The 22,152-nt window shown below is 71.9% G+C and carries 11 protein-coding genes; 7 read left to right on the plus strand and 4 right to left on the minus strand.

Features of this window, described 5'->3' with window-relative positions; genetic code table 11:
- Nucleotides 1-26 precede the first annotated feature (26 nt).
- The gene (locus ABD907_RS15585) at nucleotides 27-7,427 is read right to left on the minus strand and encodes a DUF5979 domain-containing protein (protein WP_345217187.1); all 7,401 of its coding nucleotides are present in this window, start codon (nucleotides 7,425-7,427) and stop codon (nucleotides 27-29) included.
- 282 nt (nucleotides 7,428-7,709) lie between these two features.
- Nucleotides 7,710-8,915 (minus strand): FAD-dependent oxidoreductase, encoded by a 1,206-nt coding sequence (locus ABD907_RS15590; protein ID WP_345217188.1) that lies wholly within the window; start codon nucleotides 8,913-8,915, stop codon nucleotides 7,710-7,712.
- Nucleotides 8,916-9,179: 264 nt separating this feature from the next.
- Here ABD907_RS15590 and ABD907_RS15595 point away from each other — a divergent pair, with 264 nt between their 5' ends.
- The 3 genes from ABD907_RS15595 to ABD907_RS15605 all read left to right on the plus strand — a co-directional run bounded on the left by ABD907_RS15595 (nucleotide 9,180) and on the right by ABD907_RS15605 (nucleotide 15,216).
- A complete protein-coding gene (locus tag ABD907_RS15595) occupies nucleotides 9,180-10,400 on the plus strand; it encodes an MFS transporter (protein ID WP_345217189.1) in 1,221 nt (406 codons plus the stop codon).
- Nucleotides 10,401-10,568: 168 nt separating this feature from the next.
- The gene (locus ABD907_RS15600) at nucleotides 10,569-13,898 is read left to right on the plus strand and encodes a S41 family peptidase (protein ID WP_345217190.1); all 3,330 of its coding nucleotides are present in this window, start codon (nucleotides 10,569-10,571) and stop codon (nucleotides 13,896-13,898) included.
- Nucleotides 13,899-14,022: 124 nt separating this feature from the next.
- Nucleotides 14,023-15,216, plus strand: a complete 1,194-nt coding sequence (locus ABD907_RS15605; protein WP_345217191.1) for a glycosyltransferase — start codon at nucleotides 14,023-14,025, stop codon at nucleotides 15,214-15,216.
- Between the two features lie 1,493 nt (nucleotides 15,217-16,709).
- Here ABD907_RS15605 and ABD907_RS15610 read toward each other — a convergent pair.
- Nucleotides 16,710-17,405 carry an ATP-binding protein gene (locus tag ABD907_RS15610; protein ID WP_345217192.1) on the minus strand — a complete coding sequence of 232 codons (696 nt, stop codon included), beginning with the start codon at nucleotides 17,403-17,405 and terminating at the stop codon, nucleotides 16,710-16,712.
- A 284-nt stretch (nucleotides 17,406-17,689) separates the two neighbouring features.
- Between ABD907_RS15610 and ABD907_RS15615 the strand changes: the two genes are divergently transcribed.
- From ABD907_RS15615 to ABD907_RS15630, 4 genes are all read left to right on the plus strand, one after another.
- Complete coding sequence (locus ABD907_RS15615) at nucleotides 17,690-18,232, plus strand: SprT-like domain-containing protein (RefSeq protein ID WP_345217193.1); 543 nt, start codon at nucleotides 17,690-17,692, stop codon at nucleotides 18,230-18,232.
- A 6-nt stretch (nucleotides 18,233-18,238) separates the two neighbouring features.
- Entirely contained in the window at nucleotides 18,239-19,141 is a 903-nt protein-coding gene (locus ABD907_RS15620) for a carbohydrate ABC transporter permease (protein WP_345217194.1), read from the plus strand.
- Entirely contained in the window at nucleotides 19,138-20,052 is a 915-nt protein-coding gene (locus tag ABD907_RS15625) for a carbohydrate ABC transporter permease (protein WP_345217195.1), read from the plus strand. The genes ABD907_RS15620 and ABD907_RS15625 overlap by 4 nt, the downstream gene beginning before the upstream one ends.
- A gap of 143 nt (nucleotides 20,053-20,195) precedes the next feature.
- Nucleotides 20,196-21,563 carry an ABC transporter substrate-binding protein gene (locus ABD907_RS15630; RefSeq protein ID WP_345217196.1) on the plus strand — a complete coding sequence of 456 codons (1,368 nt, stop codon included), beginning with the start codon at nucleotides 20,196-20,198 and terminating at the stop codon, nucleotides 21,561-21,563.
- A 6-nt stretch (nucleotides 21,564-21,569) separates the two neighbouring features.
- Here ABD907_RS15630 and ABD907_RS15635 read toward each other — a convergent pair whose 3' ends face one another.
- Nucleotides 21,570-22,136: a P-loop NTPase family protein gene (locus ABD907_RS15635; protein ID WP_345217197.1), complete on the minus strand. Its 567-nt coding sequence runs from the start codon at nucleotides 22,134-22,136 to the stop codon at nucleotides 21,570-21,572.
- Between the last annotated feature and the right edge of the window lie 16 nt (nucleotides 22,137-22,152).

Genomic DNA, 22,152 nt, shown 5'->3' on the forward strand with positions numbered 1-22,152 from the left:
CCTCACGGCCGACCGGGCACGTGCCGCTACTCGGTCGCGTCAGTCCGGCGTCGGGCCACCACGAGCATCATGCCGGCCAGCACGAGCAGTGCGGCCACGCCCGCGAGCCAGGCGACCTGGGCGCCGGTGTCCGGCAGCCACCCGTTGGGGTCGTCCGAACCGCCGCCGTCCGAGCCGCCGTCCGAGCCGCCGCCGTCCGAGCCGCCACCCGCCGGCGGCGCGTCGAACGTGTTCGTCACGGTGACGGCCGACGGCGGCCCGTCGGCCGACGCGGCGAGCGTCACCTCCGCCGTCGTCCCGTCCGTGCGCATGGGGTCCGACCCGGCCGTCTCGACCGAGATGGCGGTGCTGTCGGCGCCGCCGGTCGCCGTCTCCTGCGCGGTGCAGTCGGCACCGAGCGGCAGGTCGTCGAACGTGGCGGTCAGCGCCTCGGGGGCGCGCAGCTCGCGGGTGGCACCACCGGGGATGCTCACCTCGCGCTGCTCGCCGCCGGCGTCCCACGTGCACTGCAGCTCCACCATGAACGGCCCCTGGGCGCCCTCGGCGTCGAGGTCGCCCTCGACCACCTTGGTCACCTCCAACGAGGTGACCTCGAAGGTGTTGGTGAGCACCACGGTGGCGACGGCGTCACCGTCACCCGGCTGCTCACCGTCTCCGGGCTCCTCACCCTCGCCCGGCCCGTCGGTGGCGCTCGCCTCCACGATCGTCACCACGCCGTCGGCGGGGCTGATCGCGGTGCTGGTGGCGCCGCCGGTGCCCACCTCGGCCACGGTGCAGTCGGTGCCGACCAGGAGGTCGCTGAGCACCGCCGTGTAGCCGTTCGCCGCGTTGAGCGTGACGAGCCCGTCGCCGGGCAGCGCCACCTCGACGGCCTCGCCGTCACGGTCCCAGGTGCACACCACCTGGGCGGTGAACGGTCCGGACCCGTAGAGGGCGGCGCCGGGGCCGTCGACGACCTTGTCGATCACGAGGTCCCCGAGGAGGAACGTGTTCGTGGCGATCACCTCGGCCGACCCGACCGTCTCGTCCTGGTCCTCGGGCCCGAGGATGGTCACGGTCCCGTCGGTCGGCTCGAGCACCGTGGCGTTCGCGCCGCCGGTCGCGGTCTCGGTGACCGCGCACTCGGTGCTCGCGGGGTACGTGCCGAACGTGCGGGTCTCCCCGGCGCCGAGGCTGAACGTCTCCCCGAGCAGCACCTGCTCGCCGTAGGTGCACTCGGCGGTGAAGGTGAACGGACCGGCGCCGTACAGGTCCGCGCCGGCGCCGTCGGCCACCTTGGTGACGGTGAGGATGCCTGCGTCGTAGCCGTTGGTCACGGTCACCTCGCCGGGCGTGGCCCCCACCTCGACCGTGGCGCTGCCGTCGCCGTTGTCGGTGACGTTCGTGCCCACGACCACGATCTCGTCGGCCGCGGACGCGTCCACCTCGGTGACCACGCAGGTGGCCCCGACCGGCACGGTGTCCGCCGGTGCGGTGAACGTCTCGCCGTCCGCGAGGGTGAACTCGAGCGTGTCGGCGTCACCGAACGTCACCGGCTCACCGAGCGCGGTCTCGCAGGTCAGGGTGAAGTCGAACGGACCGAGCTCGCCGGCCGTGGCCTCGGTCTGCACCTGCTTGGTGACATTCAGACCGGAGAAGGCGTAGTCGTTCGTGATGGTCGCGACCTGGGCGGCCGGCACCTCCTCGTCGGCGTTGTCCTCGGCGGCCACCGACAGCGTCACCGGGCCGCTCCGGGTGGACTCCCCGAAGCTGCCCTGCTCGCCCTGCTCGTCGACGACGCACTCGGCTCCCAGCGGGATGCCGCCGATCCGGTGGCTGTACCCGTTGTCGTCGGTGAGTTCCACCACCGCGTCGTCACCCATGGAGAGCTCGACGCCCTCGACGGTGCAGGTGACGTCGGCGAGGAACTCCGCCGGCGCGTACCCGGCCGCGGGTCCGGTGATCTCCTTGTGCACCTCGATGGAGCCGAAGAGCAGGTGCACCCCGACCGCCGACGGCGCGATCTTGTTGAACTCGTCCGCGCCGGCGTTGCGGTACTTCACCCCGAACTGGTTCCAGGCGTAGCTGTCCGTGGCGGGCACGGCAGACGGTGCGCCTGAGGGGTTGGCGTCCGACGCCGGCACGTTCTCGGTGCTGTAGGTGACGTCGACGAACTGGCCGGGCGTGAGGGCGCCCGCCTGCGTGCTGCCGAAGTCGAGCGACACCCGCAGACCGGTCACCACGGACAGGTCGGTGTCGTCCTCGAGCGGCACCCACACCTCGCCGTTCTGGGCGCAGGGCTCGTTCGTGGTCAGACCGGACCAGGTGCCGACGCACACCCCGGCCCTGGTGGTCACCTCGACGACCACCGTGGTGCCCTCGGGTGCGGTGACGTCCAGGCCGTCGAGCAGCTGCGGGCGGAAGACCGACCCCCGGGCGCTCCCGGAGAGCAGCATCTGGTCACCCGTCACGGGCAGCTGGTCGAACAGCACCATCTCCTCGACGGGGACGGTGCCCGCGTTCAGGCTGCGCAGCACCCAGTCGTCGGTGCCGCCGATCACGCTGTTCGCGGCGCAGGGCGTCCGGTAGTACTCCCCGCCGGTGGCGGTCAGGCTCGGCGCGCACACCTGTGCCGGGTTGTTCGGGTTGGTCGCGCCCGCCAGGGCCCCACGCACGCCCTTGACGGTGAAGAGGTTCGGCCCGACGCTCGGCGTGACGTAGTCCGTGGTGCCGCACGTGCTCGGGTCGAGCGTCCAGGCGTCCGTCGTCGAACCGCCGCCCTCGATGTTGCCGCAGCCGGCGAGCTCCTCCGCGGTGCGCACCGTCATGGTGTTCGTCGCGTGCTCACCGGTTGCCAGGCCCGGCTGTAGCTCGAGCATGATCCGCACGGTGAACGTCTCGCCCGGCGCCATCCGACGCTCGCCCTCGGGCCAGGTGAAAACCAGGTCACGGCCGTCCTGGGCCACGGCGACGTCGGTGCCGAGCAGGCCGTCGTCGTCGCCGGTGTGAACCGGGTCCTCGCCCAGGTACTCCAGGTGCGCGGGGAGGGAGTCGCGCAGCTCGGTGATGGTGAGGTAGCCCGTGCCGGCGTTGCGGAACGTCAGGTCCCACGGCACGCTCTGGCCCGGTGACGCGGTGTGGTTGCCGTTGTTCGCGAGCTTGTTCACCTCGAGCGCGAACGTGCCGAGGCTCAGGTCGATGACGGCGGAGGTGGCCTTCGCCTCCGAGCTCTCGCCGTTGAGGCGGTCGCTGACCACGGTGACGGTGTTCTCCACCTCGCCGTTCAGGGCGACCTCCGCGCCGGAGTCGCGGTACGTCTCGCGCAGCTGCACGGTGAACGCGGCGGTGGTGCTCCAGCTCGGTGCCGGGAACACGTCCGAGAAGAAGCCGCCGTCGGCCCGGGAGAACGTGAAGGCGATGCCCTGCACGTTGTCGTACTCCTCCGCGGTGACCGGGATGGTCGCCTCGCCGACGGGGGTCTTCGCGGACTCCACCCAGGTCAGCTCGCCGTCCGGGCCGAACGGTCCGTAGACGGAGACCTCCACCCGGTCGGCGCCGGCGGGGGCGTCAAGGGCACCCAGGCCGGTGAGGTCGAACGTGTTCCAGAAGTCCGGTGACGTGGACACGTCGTCGGTGAGGTGGACCTCGGCCGGTGGCAGGGTACTGCGCGGGTCGCTGCCCTGGTTGGCACCGAGGGTCACCGTGACTGGGGTGTCCCGGGTGGGCTCGGTGAGCGCGTCGGGGGCGACGGACTTCGTCGGCGCCACGTTGACGTCGCCGCCGGTGAGCCGGGGGGTGGCGGAAGCCTGTGCGCCGTTGACCGCGCCGTCGTTGAGGATCGGGTCGTAGGACTGGGCGAATACGCGGTTCGGCACGCTCACCCGGTCGTTCGCCGCGACCGTCTGCGGCTCGCCGGTGCTGCGGATGGTGGTCCGCAGCACCGTGTCGAGCTCCACCGTGAGGCGGTTGTCGGCGGTGATGGAGCCGCCGTCGACCGCGGGGTCGGCGTCCTGGAACGTGACGCTGATGCCCACCACGTCGGCGAGCTGGGCGGCGTCCATCGCGACCGCGGCGGCCGCGGTGGTCTGCTCGGTGGTGTATCCGCCGTCGGCGTAGCGCAGCAGCCACACGGTCGTCGCCGCGAGGTCCACCTGGTCCGCGATGCTCGCGCCGATCCGGATGCCGGTGAGGTCGAACCGGTCGAACGGGTTGCCGAGGCCGGCGGCGGTGAGCCAATCGATGTCGGCAGTGAACGGGTCCGCCGTCGCGCCCGCGGCGGTGCCGGCGCTCTGGCAGAGCTCGATGTCAGCGGCGTCGGTGCAGGCCGGCGGGTCGGTGACCCGGACGTAGGAGGCCTTCGAGACCGAGTCGTTCTGGGCAGTGAGCGTGAACGTCGCAGTCGGGTACCGGCTCGCGTCGGTGCCGGCCATCGGGACGTACAGGTCGGTGGTCGGGTCGACCGCCTTGGCTACGGTCACGCCGGGCGGGGCGTTGGTGATGACGATCTCGTCGCTGCCCTCGTCGGTGACGGGGGTGCCGCCCCCGACGGGGATCGCCAGAATGCCCGCCGTGTTGTCCACCGTGCCGGCGTCGGCCGTGTTGTAGGTGGCCACGTCGGTGACCCAGTCGCCGCTGGGGCGCATGGTGTCGCGGATCTGCCACGTGAGGTCGAGCGTTCGCGCGGAGCTGCTCGTGGCCACGCCTGTGCCGGGCGCCGGGGCGTACGGGTCGTACGCCTCGCCCGTGGTCGCGGCGGCCTCCCGGGCGCGGACGTTCTCCGCGAGCGTCACGCGCACGCCTGTGCTCTGCGCCCGCTCCTCTGCGGTGAGCAGGTAGCCGACGAACGAACCGTCCGCGGACTGCCATCCGCCGGCCGGCGGGGCGACCGGCTGCCAGGCGCCGTCGCGGAAGAGCTCGACGCCGGTGATCTTGTCGTACTTGAGGTACCAGCCGTTGTTGAACGGGGTGTCGCTGGCACCGATGGGATTCACCCGGACCAGGTCGAACGCCTCGAACACGGTGTCCTGGGGCGCCGCCGGGGCGGCGGGGTCCGAGAGCACCACGCCGCCGTAGCCGGGCGCGACGCTCCAGGAGAGTGTGGTGGTGCGCTGCTGGTCCGACTGCGCGACCACGGTGGGCTGGTTCCAGCGCTTGTCGATGCCGACCTCGCCGATGCCCGCCCCGGGGTCGACGACCGCCTCGCCAGTGTCGTCGGCCTCGTCGACCAGGTCGGTGCCGAGCGGCGTGGTGCCGGTGCCGGTCGTGGTGGCGACGTTCTGGTAGGTCGTCTCCGTCTGGGGGATGTCGCCGCCGGAGCGGAGGTCACCGCGGGCGGTGGAGACGACGTACGGCGTGACCGTGGTGTCGGAGGGGAAGCCGGCCGCGTCCTCGGCGTCGAACGTGAACCGGATCCCGGTGAGGTCCGTCCGGGCCACACCCGCGGGGAGCGCGTCGTCGATCTCCGCGGCGGAGAGGGAGGCCAGGAACGGCCCCGGCTGCGCGTCGAACACCTGCAGGGTGGTCCAGGTGCCGTCCGGGAGGCGCGCCTCCACGGTCAGCGCCGCGCCGCTCGGGACCTGGGTGGGTGCGACGGAGGTGAGGTCGAACGCGTCCCAGAACCCGCCGTCACCGGTCCAGGCGTCCTCGACCACGATGCGGTCGGCGGTCACGTAGTCGGAGGTGGTGGTCAGGTTGGCGGCGAGCTGGGTGACGACGGTCTCGCCCGGCGCGACAGCGCTCGAGGGGCGGATCGTCTTCGCCAGCTCGACGTCGACGGCGGGGGCGACCACCTCGAGGGGCGCTTCCGCGGTGTCCTCGGCGGTGCGGCCGTTCGGCGCGGTGACCGTCGCCGCCGCGGTGTTGGTGGTCTGCATCGACTCACCGACGGCCACGGCGTTCTCGCTCGTGACGATCGTGAACGGGGCGGCGGTCGTCGCGGCCGGCTCGATGCCACCGTCGGGGGCGGTGAAGACCAGCTCGAAGCCGGAGATGGGCGCGGTGGGCGCGGCGGGCGTCTCCTCGTCGGCGAACGGCACCTCGACCGGCTCGCCGCCGTCGAGCGGGTGGTAGAGCACGACGGCGGAGGTCGCCCCGGCCGGCCAGGTGGGTGCCGCGGTGAAGCCACCGAAGGTGACGTCCTCGGTGAAGTAGTCGAGGTCGGCGATCCGGAGCGAGTCCATCCCGCCGTCCGAGGTGTTCGTGGCGGTCAGGCTCGCGTCGGCCCGGTCCCCGGCCGCGATGCGGGCCGGGTCGATCGACTTCTCGACGGCGACGCTCATCGCGACGGGGTTCACCGTGTACGTCGCGGTGGCGGTGTCCGTGGCGGGCTCGTCGATGTGCTCGACGGCGGCGCTGCCGGCGACGACGTTGGTGACGGCGTGCGCCTCGGTGGACAGGTCGGCGTCGGTGCCGCGGTGGGTGGCGCGCTGGACCAGATCGAGCGAGATGCCGGCACCGGTGCCCTCGGCGATCGCCTCGCCGGTGTAGGTCAGGCGGACTCCGGCCACGTCACCGGGTGCGACACCGTCGGGCAGGGTGGGCGTGGCGGCGGGCGGGCCGGTCGCCCAGGCCCAGGAGCCGTCCGACTGCTGCACGTACACGTCGACCTGCACGGCGGTGGCGCCCGCAGGCATGGTGGCACCGGACAGGCCGCTGAGGTCGGTGATGGTGAACGGGTTGCTCGGGTCGAGATCCGTGGCGCCGTCCGGTGCTGCCGCGGGCTCCTGCAGGACGAGGGTCTCGACGGGACCGTTGGAGGCGTTCGTGGCACCGAGCGTGACGCTCGACGGCGTGCCGGGCGCGAAGGTCTGCGGGGTGGGCGACCAGACCTTGCTCACCTCGACGTCGAGGATCGAGGGCACCACGAGGGTGACGGTCGCCTCGGCGGTGTCGGGGGCGGAGTTCGTGGCGGTCGTCTCTGCGACGTTGACGGCCGTGTGCTCGCCCGGCGGTGCGTCGTCCGGTGCCTGCAGGGTGACGAGGACGGTGAAGGTGGACCCGTTCTGCAGGCCGGTACCGGCGGGTGAGGTGACCGCGCCCGTGAAGTCGACGTCGAGCACCGTGTCGGCGGTCAGCACGTCCGGGGCCGCGTCGCTCGGCTGTCCTCCGACGGTCCAGGTGACGTCCCGCGGGACAGAAGACTCGGACGGCTGCATCGTCACGTTCTGCACCGCGTAGCCGGCCAGCTCCGCCGGGAACGCGTCGTGCAGGTTGGCATCGAGGCAGGACGCCTCCGAGCAGTTGACCGTGATCGTGTAGGTGAACGGCTCGTCCACCGAGATCGTGCTCGCGCTCACGGACTTCGTGACGGTCAGGTACTCGGGGTCACCCGGCGCGGCCGACGCCGACACCGCGCCGGACAACGCTGCCGCGCCGGCGAGGACGATCGTGAGCAGCGTGGCGATGAAGGCGCGAAGCCGAGCGCGGACGGGCAGAACACGTAGATGCATGTCGATCTCAATCCTGGTCACGGGCAAAATGCGTCGACCGGCCAGGGACGACGTGCGATGCGGGACGACGGCCTTGTCGGTGCCCGCTGGTGAATCTTTGCACGCCGCGCAGTCCGCTGTCCGCCATTCCCCGATCGGACTTTTCCGCGACCGGTCACCGAGAACGGTCGCGCCGTTGTCGACGAGATGACGCCCCGTGACGCACGAAGCGGCATTCGATGACGCGGTTCTTGGTGTGACGCCGGTCACATTGCCGGTTCTGGGACAGGTGCCCCAGTTCGGTCAGGTCAGGACAGGCGCCTCCAGCAGCCGGAGCAGCTCGGTCACTGCCTCCCGACCGGCGCGGTTGGCTCCGACCGTGGACGACGACGGGCCGTACCCGATCAGGTGCACCCGCGGCTCGTCGGCCACCTGGGTGCCGTCCATGGCGATCCCGCCGCCATGGCCGCGCAGCTGCAGCGGCCGGAGATGATCCAGGGCCGCACGGAAGCCCGTCGCCCACAGGATGACGTCGGCAGGCTGGAAGGACCCGTCCGCCATCCGGACGCCGTCGGGCTCGATGCGCGTGAACATCGGGTGGCGCTCGAGGGCGCCGCGAGACTCGGCAGCCCGCAGCGCCGGCGTGCGGACCAGGCCGGTCACCGACACGACGCTGCGCGGCGGCAGGCCCCGGCGCACCCGTTCCTCGACCATGGCGACGGCACGGCGTCCCGCCTCGGCGTCGAAGTCGCCGTCGCGCCAGACCGGCTCGCGCCGGGTGACCCACGTGGTGGTCGTGACCTGGGAGATCTCGTCGAGCAGCTGGACGGCGGAGATTCCGCCGCCCACCACGACGACGTGCTGACCGGCAAACTCCTGCGCGCTGACGTAGTCGGCGACGTGCAGCTGGCGGCCCCGGAAGTCCAGCTGGCCCGGGTAACGCGGCCAGAACGGCTTCGTCCACGTGCCCGTGGCGTTGATGACGGCACGGGTGGGGATCGTCCCGCTGACCGCACCGTCGCCCTCGCCCTCGGAGAGGCCAGCACCTTCCGCCTCGACCAGCAGCTCACCGTCTGGGTCGTCGTCGGCGCGGCGGACGGCGGAGACCCGGACCGGCCGCAGCACAGCCAGCTCGAGCTCCGCCTCGTAGTCCGCGAAGTACCGGGGCAAAGCCTCGGCGCTCGGCTCGCCGGGGTCGACGTCGGGCCTTTCCATGCCGGGAAGGTCGTGGATGCCGTTCACCGTAGCCATGCGCAGCGAGCGCCAGCGGTGCCGCCACGCGCCGCCGGGACCCGGCTCGGCATCGAGGATCACATAGGTGCCGGTGACCTCGGCCGGTGCGGTGCCGTTCGCGGACCCGCCGACCCGAGCCACGCCCCCGTCGTGCCCGCCGAACGCCGGCACGAACCCGCGGCGCCGCAGGTGATATCCGGCGGACAAGCCGGCCTGGCCGGCGCCGATGACGACGACGTCGACCCGCCGGCGGTCCTGGGGCGAGGTCACGGTCATGTCCGGTGCAACCACCCGGAGGCGGCGGCACTTCCGGGTCCTGCCGTGCTGTCAGCCACCCGGACACCGCGGGCGATGCCTCCGCCGTCGGGCTAGCGTCGACCGCGACGCCGCCCGCCCACGCCGACGGGCCCGGCCGAACGTTCGGCCGGACACTCCCAGGACCGACCACGACCGACAGGGATCACCACGACCACGCGATCCGCCGCTCGCACCGAGCCGCACGCCCCGCCACGGCGCGCCACCGTCATCGTCGCCGGCAGCTTGGCGACGATCATGACGGCGCCCGGCCAGACCGCGGCGATCTCCGTCTTCACCGGGCCGCTGGTCGAGGAGCTCGGCATCTCCCGCAGCATGCTGTCCGCCAGCTACCTCGTCGGCACGCTCGCCGGTGCGGTGGCGCTGCCGTTCGTGGGCCGGGCGCTGGACCGGTTCGGCGTCGGGCGTGTCATGGCCGTGATCGGCGCGGTCTTCGGCTCGGTCCTCATGGGGCTGAGCTTCGTGACCGACATCGTCGGCCTCACGGCCGGGTTCGTCGGCATCCGGATGGCCGGTCAGGGTGCGCTCGGGCTGGCCGCGACCACCGCCGTCGCCGTGCACGTGACCCGCAGACGCGGGTTCGCCCTCGGCATCAAGACCGCCGTCGGGTCCACCTGCATCTCCCTCGCGCCCGTGCTGCTGGAGCGGCTCATCAGCCAGTACGGCATGTCCACCACTTGGCGGATCGAGGCGGTGGCCGTCTGGGCCGTCGTCATCCCGATCGCGCTGCTGATCTTCGGTCGAGGGCGCCGCACGGTCGCCGTCGGACCGGCAGAGGAGGGCGCCGAAGCGGCGGACGAGGCGGAGGACACCGCCGCGCGCACCGCTCCCGCGGAAGCGTCGTGGACCTCCCGCGAGGCCGTCCGGACGCTGATGTTCTGGGTGATCGCCGCCGGGCTCGCCACCTCGGGGCTGCTGACGACGGCCCTGAACTTCCACCAGATCGCCGCGCTCGGAGAGCAGGGCCTGGACCCGACGCGCGCGGCGCTGAACTTCCTGCCGCAGGCCGCCGCGACGATGGGTGTGACCCTCGGCGTCGGTGCGCTGGCGGACCGGGTCGCGCCGAAGTACGGGCTCGTGCTGGCGATGCTGTTCCTCGGCGGGGCGTTGAGCACCCTGTCGGTGCTCGACTCCGGCTGGACGGCCCTGCTGTACGGCGCGCTGCTCGGCGCGGCCGGCGGCACCATGATGGCGACCGAGGCGGCCGCCTACAGCCACTACTTCGGCACCGCGCACATCGGAGCGATCCGCGGCATCGCCACGACCATCTCGGTCGCCTCGACGGCGCTCGGCCCGCTCGTCCTGTCCCTCGGCCACGGGTTCGTCGGCAGCTACGGCGGCGCCGCCCAGCTGCTCGCGGTGATCCCCGCCTCGGTCATCGTGCTGGCCCTGCTCGTCCGCCCGCCCGTACGCCGCACGGACGCATCGGTCGCGGTCGAGACCTGAGCTGAGGCGGCCGCCCGACGTCGAAAATGTGCTGTCTGTGCGGTTCCCAGCAGCAACTGGTGCACTTTTCTCCTGCCCGGAGGGCTGTTGGCGACGGCGCCGGGGCCGCTCGTGGCCGGGCCGGCGAAAGATGTAGGCGCGCGCCGGTGTGCTCAGTAGGTTGGACGGGTGACTCACGCGACCCCCGCCTACCTGCGCTTCCCCCACGTCCAGGGTGACCTCGTCACCTTCGTCGCCGCGGACGACCTCTGGCTGGCCACCACCGACGGTGGCCGCGCCTGGCGCCTGACCCACGACGGCGTCCCCGTCCGCCAGCCGCGACTGTCGCCGGACGGGACCCGCGTCGCCTTCGTGTCCTACCGCGACGGCCACCCCGAGGTGATGGTCACCGACATCGACTCCGGCGAGGTGCGGAGGCTGACGTGGTGGGCCGGGTCGGTCACGACCATGCTCGGCTGGGACGGCGGCGAGCGGATCCTCGTCGCGTCGAACGCCGGTGAGGCCAACATGCGGCACGCGGTGGTCAAGGCCGTCGGGCTGGACGGCTCGACCGAACGCCTCGCCCACGGCATGGCGTCCGGCCTCGCGCTCCACCCGGGCGGCGCCGTCGCCCTGACCACACCGTGGAGCCGGCCCCCGGCGCACTGGAAGCGCTACCGAGGCGGGACCGCACCGCGGCTCTGGCTGGACAAGTCCGGCAAGGGCCGGTGGGAACGCCTGCTGGCCGACGACGACGCCTCCCTGGTCGACCCGATGTGGATCGGCGATGCGCTGCTCTTCGTCTCCGACCGCGCCGCCACCTTCCCCGACCGCACGGACGAGCAGGCGAACCTGTGGATCTGGGACACCCCCGGCAAGCGGGCGCCGCGCCAGCTGACGCACCAGGACCCGGAGACCGGGTACGTCCGCGACGCCACCACCGACGGTGAGACGATCGCCTGGCACAGCCGCGGTCGGATATGGCTGCTCGACGCCCTCGAGGACCTCGACGCCGAACCCCGAACCCTCGACGTGACGCTGCCCGGCACGGCGCCGACCCGCACCGCCGTCGCCCCGACCGAGAACCTCGACGCGCTCGCCCCCGACCACGGCGGCGACCACAGCCTCGTCGGCTGGCGCGGCAACGCGTTCTGGCTCGCGCACCGGGAGGGCCCGGCGCACGCCGTCGTCGCGGACTCCGGCGTCCGGGTCCGCGAGCCGGTCGTCCTCGGCAGGACCGGCCGGGCCGCCGTCGTCACGGACGCCGACGGCGAGGACGCCATCGAGATCCACTCGCTCGACGGAAGCGAGCACCCCCGGCGCGTGCTCGGCGGGCAGCTCGGCCGGGTTCTCCACCTGGACTCCGACCCCGCCGGTGAGCGCCTCGCGGTCATCTCCCACGACGGCTGGATCCGGCTGGTCACACTGGCCGGCGGATCGGGCCGGCGGGGCCGCAGCGCGCCCCGGCCGACGGTCCGGGACGTCGCCCGTTCCGGGAACGGCGAGGCCCTGACGCCGAGCTTCTCCCCCGACGGGCGCTACCTGGTCTGGTCCGAGCCCACCGACGTCGAGGGCGAGCTGCACCGGGTCGTGGTGCTCGACACCTCCACCGGCGCCGCCCCGGTCGCGCTGACGTCCGGCCAGTTCCACGACCACTCCCCCGCGGTGACGCTCGACGGCAAGTACATCGTGTTCCTCTCCGACCGGACCTTCGACCCGCACTACGACAAGCACGCCTTCGCGCTGTCCTTCTCCGGAGCGACCCGGCCGTGGCTCATCCCGATCTCCGCCACCGAGCCGGCCCCGTTCGGTCCGAGCGCGGACGGCTGGCGGCTGTCCAAGCCGGAGGACCAGGCCGACGGCACAGAGGGCGCAGCCGACGCGTCCGACAAGAAGAAGGACAAGTCGAAGGACACGGCCGGCGACAAGGACGAGTCCGCCGTCGTCTGCCCGGACCTCGACGCCGACCGCGCCGAGGAGCGGATCGTCCCCTTCCCGGTCCCCTCGGCCGAGTACCGCGACCTGCGGGCAGCCAAGGACGGCGTCCTGTGGATCCGGGTCGCCGAGGAGGAGGGTGACCTCGGGACGCGCCGCGCGGGCGTGAGCGGCGATCCGGCTCCCGACTCCCTGGAGCGCTGGTCGTTCCCGGAGCGGAAGGTCACCACCATCGTCGAGAAGGTCGGCGGCTACGCCGTCTCCGGTGACGGCGAGCGCCTGGTGGTCAAGCACCAGGACTCCGTGACCGTCACCCCGGCCACCCGAAAGCCGGGCGAGGACGACGACGAGGTCGTGTCCGTGGACCTCGGCCGGCTCCGGTTCGAGCTCGACCCGTCCGCCGAGTGGCGCCAGATGTTCGACGAGAACGCCCGCCTCATGCGCGACCACTTCTGGCGCGCGGACATGGATGGCGTGGACTGGGACGGAGTCGTGGCGCGGTGGCGCCCGGTCGTCGACCAGGTCCGCAGCCACGACGACCTGGTGGACGTGCTCTGGGAGACCGTCGGCGAGCTGAACACCTCCCACGCCTACGTGATGCCCTCCCGGCCGCTCGGGAACGAGGACCGCCGCCTGGGCCTGCTCGGGGCGGACCTGTCCCCGGCCGACGACGGGTGGCGGATCGACCGGATCCTGCCCGGTGAGTCCAGCGAGCCGGACGCCCGCTCGCCCCTGCGCGCGGCCGGAGTGGACGCGCGCGACGGCGACCTCCTCACCGCCGTCGACGGCGTCCCGGTGGACCCGGCAGTCGGCCCGGCGGCGAACCTGGTCGGTGCGGCGGGCAAGCCGGTCGAGCTGACCCTGCGGCGCGACGGGGGCGAGCGCCGCGTGGTGGTCGTGCCGCTGGCCGACGAGGAGATCATCCGGTACCAGGACTGGGTCCGCTCACGGCGCGAATACGTCCGCGAGCGCAGCGGTGGCCGCCTGGGCTACCTCCACGTGCCGGACATGATGAGCTACGGCTGGGCACAGCTGCACCGCGACCTCCGCCTCGCCAGCCGGGCCGAGGGCATCGTCGCCGACGTGCGGTACAACCGCGGGGGCCACACCAGCGAGCTCGTGGTGGCGCGCCTCGCCGCGCGGGTGGTCGCCTGGGGCACCGCCCGGCACGAGGACGATCCCGGCACCTACCCGAACCGGGCGCCCCGCGGACCCGTCGTGCTGGTCGCCAACGAGTTCTCCGGCTCCGACGGCGACATCGTCAACGCCGCCTCCCAAGCGCTCGGCGTCGGCCCGGTGGTGGGTGTGCGCACGTGGGGCGGCGTCGTCGGGATCGACGGTCGCTTCGACCTCGTGGACGGCACCGTCGTGACGCAGCCGCGGTACGCGTTCTGGCTCGAGGGCAAGGGCTGGGGCGTGGAGAACCACGGCGTGGACCCGGACATCGAGGTGGTCCACCCGCCCGGCCAGATCTTCGCCGACGACGACCCGCAGCTCGACCGGGCGATCAAGGAGTCGTTCGTGCTGCTGAGGAAGCGGCCGGCTGCCACGCCGCCACCGTTGCCGAAGCCCAAGGTCCGCTGAGGCGGTCCCCGGACGGTACGAGCGGGGAACCGCCCGACTGCGCCCGAGAGCCGTGTCGGTCGTCGGGCGCGGCAGACCTGGACCGGCGGCGCCGCGTACGGGCTCGGGGCCATACGGTGAGCTCATGCCTTTGCGCGTCGCTCACGTCAGTCTGCACACGTCGCCGGGGGACGACCCCGGGGCGGGAGATGTCGGCGGGATGAACGTGGCTGTCCGGCACACCGCCGCGGAGATGGCCGCCCGGGGGCATCTGGTCGAGATCCTCACGCGCTGGACGTCCCCGCAGGCGCCTGCCGAGATGGAGCTCGCCCCCGGCGTGCTCCTGCGGCAGCTGCGGGTCGGACCACCGGAGCCTCGAGACAAGGGCGACCACGAGCAGTACGTCGCCGAGTTCGCCGACGCGCTGGCCACGCTCGAGCCCTACGACGTCGTCCACTCGCACCACTGGTTCAGCGGGATTGCCGCTCTCGAGCAGGCACACCTGGCCGGCACACCACACGTGCAGAGCTTCAACAGCATCGCTGCTCCGGCAGGCACCCCGCTGTCATCGGGCGAGCGGCCGGAGTCACCCGGGCGGCTCGGCGGCGAGGCACACCTGGCCGCGACGTCGGACGCAATCGTCGTCGCCAGCCGAGCCGAGCGGACCACCGTGGTCGACCGGCTCGGCGCCGACCCGGCCCGAGTGGTCCAGGTGACGCCGGGCGTCGACTCCCGCCAGTTCCGCCCCGCCGCCCACGGGCGCGGCGACTACATCCTCGCGGCGGCGCGCCTCGAGCCGCTGAAGGGTCTGGACCTGGCGATCGAGACCCTCGCCGCGCTCGACCCCGCGGAGCGGCCACGGCTGGTCGTCTCGGGCGGCGCCACCTCCGGCTTCAGGGACTACCCGGGCAGGCTGCTCGACCTGGCGGCACGCCTCGGCGTAGCGGAGGACGTAGAGCTCGCCGGTCCGCAGAGCCGCACCGCGCTCGCTGACCTCATGGCGGGGGCCCGGCTACTGCTCGTGCCGTCGCACTCCGAGACGTTCGGGCTGGTCGCGCTGGAGGCCCAGGCCTGCGCCACCCCCGTGGTCGCCGCCGACTCCGGCGGCCTGCGGGACGCGGTCGCCGACGGTGTCACCGGTGTCCTCGTGCCGGGGTGGGACCCCGATCGCTGGGCCGCCGAGCTAAGGGCGCTGCTGAGCGACACCGCCCGTTGCGAACGGCTGGGTGCCGCTGGGCGCGAGCGAGCGCTCCTGCACACCTGGGGACGCACCGCGGCGCGCACCCTCGACGTCTACGGGTCGCTGCTGCCCGCGCCGGCGCGGTGCCGAGGAGCGTGACGCGTTCGTCCGAGCGGGCTGCCCCAGGCCCAAGGGCTGGAGCGTGGAGGACCACGGTGTGGAACCACGTGCTACTTCCGGGATTCGCGCACGTGCAACACGATCGCGGCAGGCTCGGCCCGTAGGAGAGTGTGACTCTGGCACGGCGTGCACGACGTCCATCACCGCGCGGTACGACCCGGCTTCGCCCCGGGCGTGGGGAACGAGTGCCGCGGCCGCATAGGCGACCGTGGCGGGCGCTCCTTCGGAGCTGAGCAATGCCTCGCTGGCGGCGCGGTTGCCGACGCTGAACGCCGCATCCCACAGCCCCGCGTCAAAGCGCGCATAAGCGAGCTGGGCACGCCCGTACACGGCGGTCGCCGGATGGATCCACTCGGCATGGTTGTCGACAAAGTCCAGATCTTCCAGGGCCCCGGGCCGGCATCCGGTGCGTCGCCGCTCGGGGCCGCGGGCAGCCAGCATCACGGCACGGCTGGACGTGGTTCCGGGGATCGACTCCAGTGTTGCCAGGTCCTTGCTGAACCACGACTCCGAGTCGGTCAGGATGCCCGGCCCCTCCTCGGCTATGGCGCGCCACATTCGTAGCAACGCCCGAACGTTGGTGAGATCGACGGCGGTGCTAGCGCCCGCAGGTCGCCTCTCCGCCGCGCGACCGTCACCGTCCAACATGGTCTCGTGCTCCCACAGGAGCTCGTCGGTCCGACTGAGGAGGTCGACGGCGCGCCCCAGGAGACCCCGGAGAGCCGCGATGGTGCTCAGGTCGGCGAGCGCCTCCGCGTAGACGAGAAGCACGTCGGTGTCGCCAGGACGTATGGCGCCGGCGGAGTCCAGCTCGCGGAACGCCTCGTCGGCCCGTCCCGCCTCCACGTGGATCCGTACCAGAGCCGCGCTACGCGCCATCCCGTGCGGCAACAGCTCGAGCAGATGGTGGTGGTCGACCAGCAGGTCGGTACGTCGGGCCCTGACTGCAGTACGCGTCAGCAGCGCCGCAGTCGGTTCCTCCTGACGCACGCGGAAGGCTGCCCGGGCGAACGTCACCGCCGTCGGCAGATCCTGCCTGTCCAGAGCATCGCGACATACCGCGCTCAGCTCGGTGACCAGTTCATCGCTCACGGGCGATGTCGCCCTGAGTTGGGTCAGCTCGGCCCGATGGACCAGCACATCCCGGCGACTACCTCCGCGCTCGACGAGCCGCTGGTGCAGATCGGCGCGTTCGGCCGGAGTGAGAAGGCTCTGAACGGCCCGCGCCGTGATGCCGTACCGCAGTCTCGCTCGCCCCGAGACGGTGGTGACCAAGGCCGTGTCGAACAGCTCATCGACGTCCACCTGCGGGATCTCGAGTGCCCGGGCGATCTGCGCGAAGGCCATGGGTGCGACTGTGAGGGACAGCAGGGCGATGACACGGCGCGTCGTCGGCCCGTACTCGTCGAGCACGTTCGCAACAACCTGCTGGTACGCCTCGACCGGTCCCTGCGGGGCGTGGATGGAGGTGATCACCTGCTCGATGTTGCGGCCCTCCCCCGTGGTGCGGCCCGAAGCCACGCCACGACAGCCGCGACGAACTGGGGAAAGCCATCGGTCGCCTCCTGTACACGTCTGGCCACAGCCATGCCGACGGGCAGATCGGTCGCCTCCCGCAGAATCCCGCGTATCTCCTCCGCCGTGAACGGCGCCAGGACGCAGTGCACTGCCTCGGCCTTCGTATCTGCCAGCCGGCTGAACCGCCGAAGGTCGGCGCGATCACTGCTGCGCATGGTCACCGGGTTGAACATCGGCACCGGCTCCATGTCACGGATGACGTCGAAGAAGATGTCGGCGCTCATCGTGTCGACCCAATGGAAGTCCTCCACAGCCACGACGATCGGAGCTTCGATGGAGTCTGCTGCGGCCTGAACTCGCGCCTGCAGGCCTTCGCGGTCCTGCCGGGCACGATTCCGGTGCGGTTTGCGCAGCAGCTGGCGTGCGGCGAAACCGGCCCGCCCTCGATCGTCAGCGTCGAGATAGATAATGACGCGCCGAGATTCCGACATCATGGCGACGGCTTGGTTCAGCAACGTCGTCTTACCGATCCCCGGCGGGCCCTCGATGAGGACGTAGCGCGGCTCGCGCTGCGCACCGCACTCGCGAACCGCGACGGATATAGATTGCAGTTCCTCGCGCCGCCCGATGAAGGTCGGTAACGACTCCACAATGCTCCCCCCCGGGTGCGCGTTGACGGTCTCACGGCAGACTACGTCGGTAGAGCGACGCTCGTGCGGCGAAGGAATTGTTCCGCGATGCCGCGGAGAACTCACCCTTGCGACCGCGGCGACGGGTGGTGTCCTGGACCCGGCGGCGGGGCGGGGCGCTTCCGACCACGATCCCGCGATCCCGTGTCCACAAGCCTGGACGCACGTGTCGGATCTCCCTCATAGGCTGAGCACCGTTGTGCGCCGGGAGGCGCTCGGTTGGTGCGACGTTCCAGGAGGTGCCGGTGGACCTGACGGCGGTGCGGGCCCTCGGCGAGCAGCTGCTCGCCGAGCACGGGCTCGACGGGTGGCAGCTACGGTTCGACAACGCCAAGCGCCGCGCCGGCGCGTGCCGGTTCGACGCACGGGTCGTCTCACTCTCCCGCCACCTCATGGCGCTCTACACCGAGGAGCACGTCCGGGACACCGTGCTGCACGAGATCGCCCACGCCCTCGTCGGTCCCGAGCACGCTCACGACGCCGTCTGGCGGGCACAGGCGCGGCGGATCGGCTGCAGCGGGGAGCGGCTTGTCGATGCCGACGCCCCCCGGCCGCCCGCCCCCTGGCGCGGCACCTGCCCGCGCGGCCACACCTACGACCGGCACCGCCGCCCCTCCCGGCCGGCCAGCTGCGCCCGCTGCTCCCGAGGCTTCAACATCGACTTCCTGCTCAGCTGGACCTACCGCGGCCAGGAGGCCTCCCCCGGCCCGGTCTACGAGCGCGAGCTGGCGCGGCTGCTGGGCGCCGCCGGCGGCTCGACCCGACTGGCCGGCCTGGAGCCGGCCTGAGCACCCGTGGCAGGTGACCGACCCGCGCGCAGCGCGCTCCGCCGTCGTGAGGCATTGACCGGGTACGCGCTGCTCGTCCCGAGCCTCATCGGCGTCGGCGGGTTCCTGCTCGTCCCGGTGGTGCTCGTCCTGCTGATCTCGCTCGCCGAGTGGGACCTGATCTCCCGGCCGCTCTGGGCGGGGCTGGACAACTACGCGGACCTGGCCGGCTCCGAGGCGTTCTGGAACTCGCTCTGGGTGACGGCGAAGTTCACGCTCATGGCCCTGCCGACGTCGATCGCGGTGGCGCTACTGCTCGCGCTGGCCATCAACCGCGGCCTGCCGGGCACCTCGGCGCTGCGGGTGATCTACGTGCTGCCGTGGGTGTGCGCCCCGCTGGCTCTCGGCGTGGTCTGGCGGTGGCTGTTCGACCCCAGCACCGGGGCGGTCAACGCGCTGCTCGGCCAGCGGGTGGAGTGGATGTCGGACCCGGCGCTGGCGCTTCCGGCGGTGGCGTTCGTGTACGTGTGGTCCACGGTCGGGTACATCTCGTTGTTCTTCCTGGCCGGTCTGCAGCAGATCCCCCCGTCGGTCTACGAGGCCGCCACGATCGACGGCGCGGGGCGGGTGCGGACGTTCTACTCGATGACGCTGCCGCTGCTACGACCGACGACGTTCTTCGTGTCCGTCACCTCGGTCATCGCCTCCTTCCAGGTCTTCGACCTCGTCTACGGCCTCACCGGCGCCGCCCGCGGCTACCCCGCCGGATCGACCGACGTCATCGCCGCGCACATCTACGACGAGGCGTTCGTCGCGCTGCGCCTGGGCCGGGCATCGGCGATGGCGGTGGTGCTGCTCGTGGTGCTGGTCACCGTCACCCTTGTCCAGCAGCGGTACTTCAGCCGCCGGATCACCTATGACATGACATGACCCGACAACCGACGACGTCCCCGACAACGGTGCCCCCGACGACGGCACGGCCGGCCACCCCGCGGAGCCGGCCGCCGACGTCGCCGCGCACCGCGCGCCGGCTCGCGAACGCCCTGACGTACCTGCTGCTGCTCGCGGGCGCTGCGGTGGTGGTCGGCCCGTTCGTGTTCTCGGTGATGACGGCGCTGAAGGCGCCGGAGCAGTTCACCACCACGGTCCCGCTGTCGCTGCCGGACCCGGTGACGGCCGGCAACTTCACGACCCTGTTCACCGACACCTACGACTTCGTCGTGCCCATCGCGGTGACGGCCCAGATGGTGCTCGTGCTCGTCGCCGGTCAGCTGGTCTCCTCCGTGCTCGCCGCGTACGCCTTCGGCACGCTGCGCTTCCCCGGCAGGGAGGTCATCTTCTGGACCTACCTGGCCACGCTGATGATCCCCGCCGTGGTGACGATGATCCCGCTGTACTCCATGCTCACGGCCGCCGGCCTGCGCAACACCTTCGCCGGGCTCGTGGTGCCGTTCCTGCTCGGCAGCCCCTACGCGATCTTCCTGCTGCGTGAGAACTTCCGGTCCACCCCGGCCGAGCTGCTCGACGCCGCCACCATCGACGGTGCCGGCGTCCTGCGCCGGCTCTGGTACGTCATGCTGCCGATGAATCGGCCGATCCTCGCCACGCTGCTGCTCATCACCGTCGTCACCCAGTGGAACAGCTTCATCTGGCCGTCGATCATCGCGCCGGCACCCGAATGGAACGTCATCACGGTGGCGACCGCGTCGCTGCAGAGTCAGTACGCGGGGAACTGGACGCTCGTGATGGCGGCCACGACGATCGCCCTCGCGCCGCTGGTCGTGCTGTTCCTCGTCTTCCAGCGGCAGATCACGCGTTCGATCGGAATCGGTCTGCGATAACCTCGCCCGAGATCACGTTCGGTCACTGTCCGCCGTGGCGCCCGGTCCGCCACGGGGCGGGGCACTAGGTTGACGAACGAGTCCAGTGGTCTTGACAGCCGGGTCCAATGGCCTGGGCTCAGGGGGAACGCCAAGGAGGGCCGATGGGAACCGCGCGCCGACGCCGCCGCGTCCAGGGCACGACGGCGGCCGCCGCGGCTGCCCTCGCCTTGGCCGCCTGCTCACCCGGTGCCACCAACAGCTCGGCGGAGGACGACGACGCACTCGCCAGCGGCGCCACGACCGTGACGTTCCGCCTGTGGGACGAGGTCGCAGCGCCCGCGTACGCGGAGTCCTTCGACGCGTTCACGGCCCAGAACCCCGACATCCAGGTCGAGATCGAGACGGTGCCGTGGGCTGACTACTGGGAGCGGCTGCCGCTGGACATCAGCTCGGGTGAGATGGCGGACATCTTCTGGACCAACACCTCGAACTTCGGCCGGTACGCCGACAGCGGGGACCTCATCAACATCAGCGACGCGATCGGCGACGACCATGACAAGTGGGTCGAGTCGGTGACCGACCTGTACGAGCGGAACGGCTCCCTCTGGGGGGTACCCCAGCTGTGGGACTCCATCGCGCTGTACTACAACACCCAGCTCGTCGAGGACGCCGGCGTGGATCCGACCGAGCTGACGTGGCAGCCGCCCGCGGACGAGGGCCAGGCGGTCGGCCCCAACGACACGCTGCTCGCGGCGTCGCGAGCACTGACCACGGACACCGAGGGCCGCCATCCCGGGGACGAGGGTTTCGACCGCGGCTCGACGGCGGTCTACGGCTTCAACGCCCAGGCCGACCTGCAAGCGATCTACCGGGACTTCCTGGCGCAGAACGGCGCCCAGTTCCAGGAAGGCGACGAGTTCGCGTTCGCCACGCCCGAGGGCGAGGAGGCCTTCCAGTACCTCGTGGACCTCATCAACACCCACCACGTGGCGCCGTCGGCCGCCGACACGAACACCAACCCGAACGTCACCCGGGACCTCTTCCTCCAGGGCCGGCTCGGTCTGTTCCAGTCGGGTCCGTACAACCTGCGCCGCATCGCTGACAGCGCCGAATTCGAGTGGGGACTCGCGCCGTTGGTCGAGGGGCCCGAGGGTCGGATCAGCGTGGTCCACGGCGTGGCGGCCGTCGGCAACGCCAACAGTGACAACGTCGAGGCCACCACCGAGGTGCTGCGCTGGCTGGGTTCGGCGGACGGACAGTCGGCACTTGCCAGCCAGGGTGTGGCCTTCCCGGCCGCTGTAGCCGCCCAGGAGACGTTCGTCGACTACTGGGCCGAACGCGGCGTCGACGTGCAGGTCTTCATCGACGCGGCACAGGAGCCAACCGCACCAGCTCCGGTGGGCCCCGACGTCAACGCCGGGCTCAACGCGGTGGCACCGATCCTGCAGGACATGTTCCTCGGGGACATCCCCGTGGCGAGGGCACTGCAGCAGGCGCAGGAGGCGGGCAACGAGGCGATGGAGGATTAGCGAGGCTCAGCGGGAGCTCGCCAGGGTGCGCAGCCAGGTCCGGACGTCGGCCGGTGAGCTCAGACGCACGAGGTCGAGGTGCGGCAGCTCCGCGGCGAGGCGTTCGGGCAGGTCGTCGAGGCTGTGGCGGCGGTCCCACGCCCACCGGAGGATGTGGTCCTCCTTGCTGAGTACGGTCCGCAGGGGCGGCTCGACGTTCTTCGAGTCCCAGACCGCCTCGCGCTTCAGCCGTCGGATCAGCGTGCGGCGGGTCACCCGGTGCATGCGCACACGCACCGGTAGGTCCAGCCACACCATGAGCTGCGCACGTGCACCGGTCAGCGGTCGGACCGCCCGATACTGCCACTCCGTCACCCAGGCCTCCGACGCCACGAGCTCCTCGACGTCGGGCAGGAACGACTCGCGGGTCGTCCAACCGGGGCCCCAGTACAGATTGTCCAGCTCGGTGTGCGGTATCTGCAGCGTCTCGCCGATGTGGCCCGCGAGGGTCGTCTTGCCCGCTCCGGCGGTGCCGGCGACGAGGATGCGAGTGACGTCGGGTCGGACCGGGTCGGTGGGGCCGAGCGTGCGCACGTTCGAAGGGTAGCCG

The organism is Georgenia halophila (genome assembly GCF_039541595.1).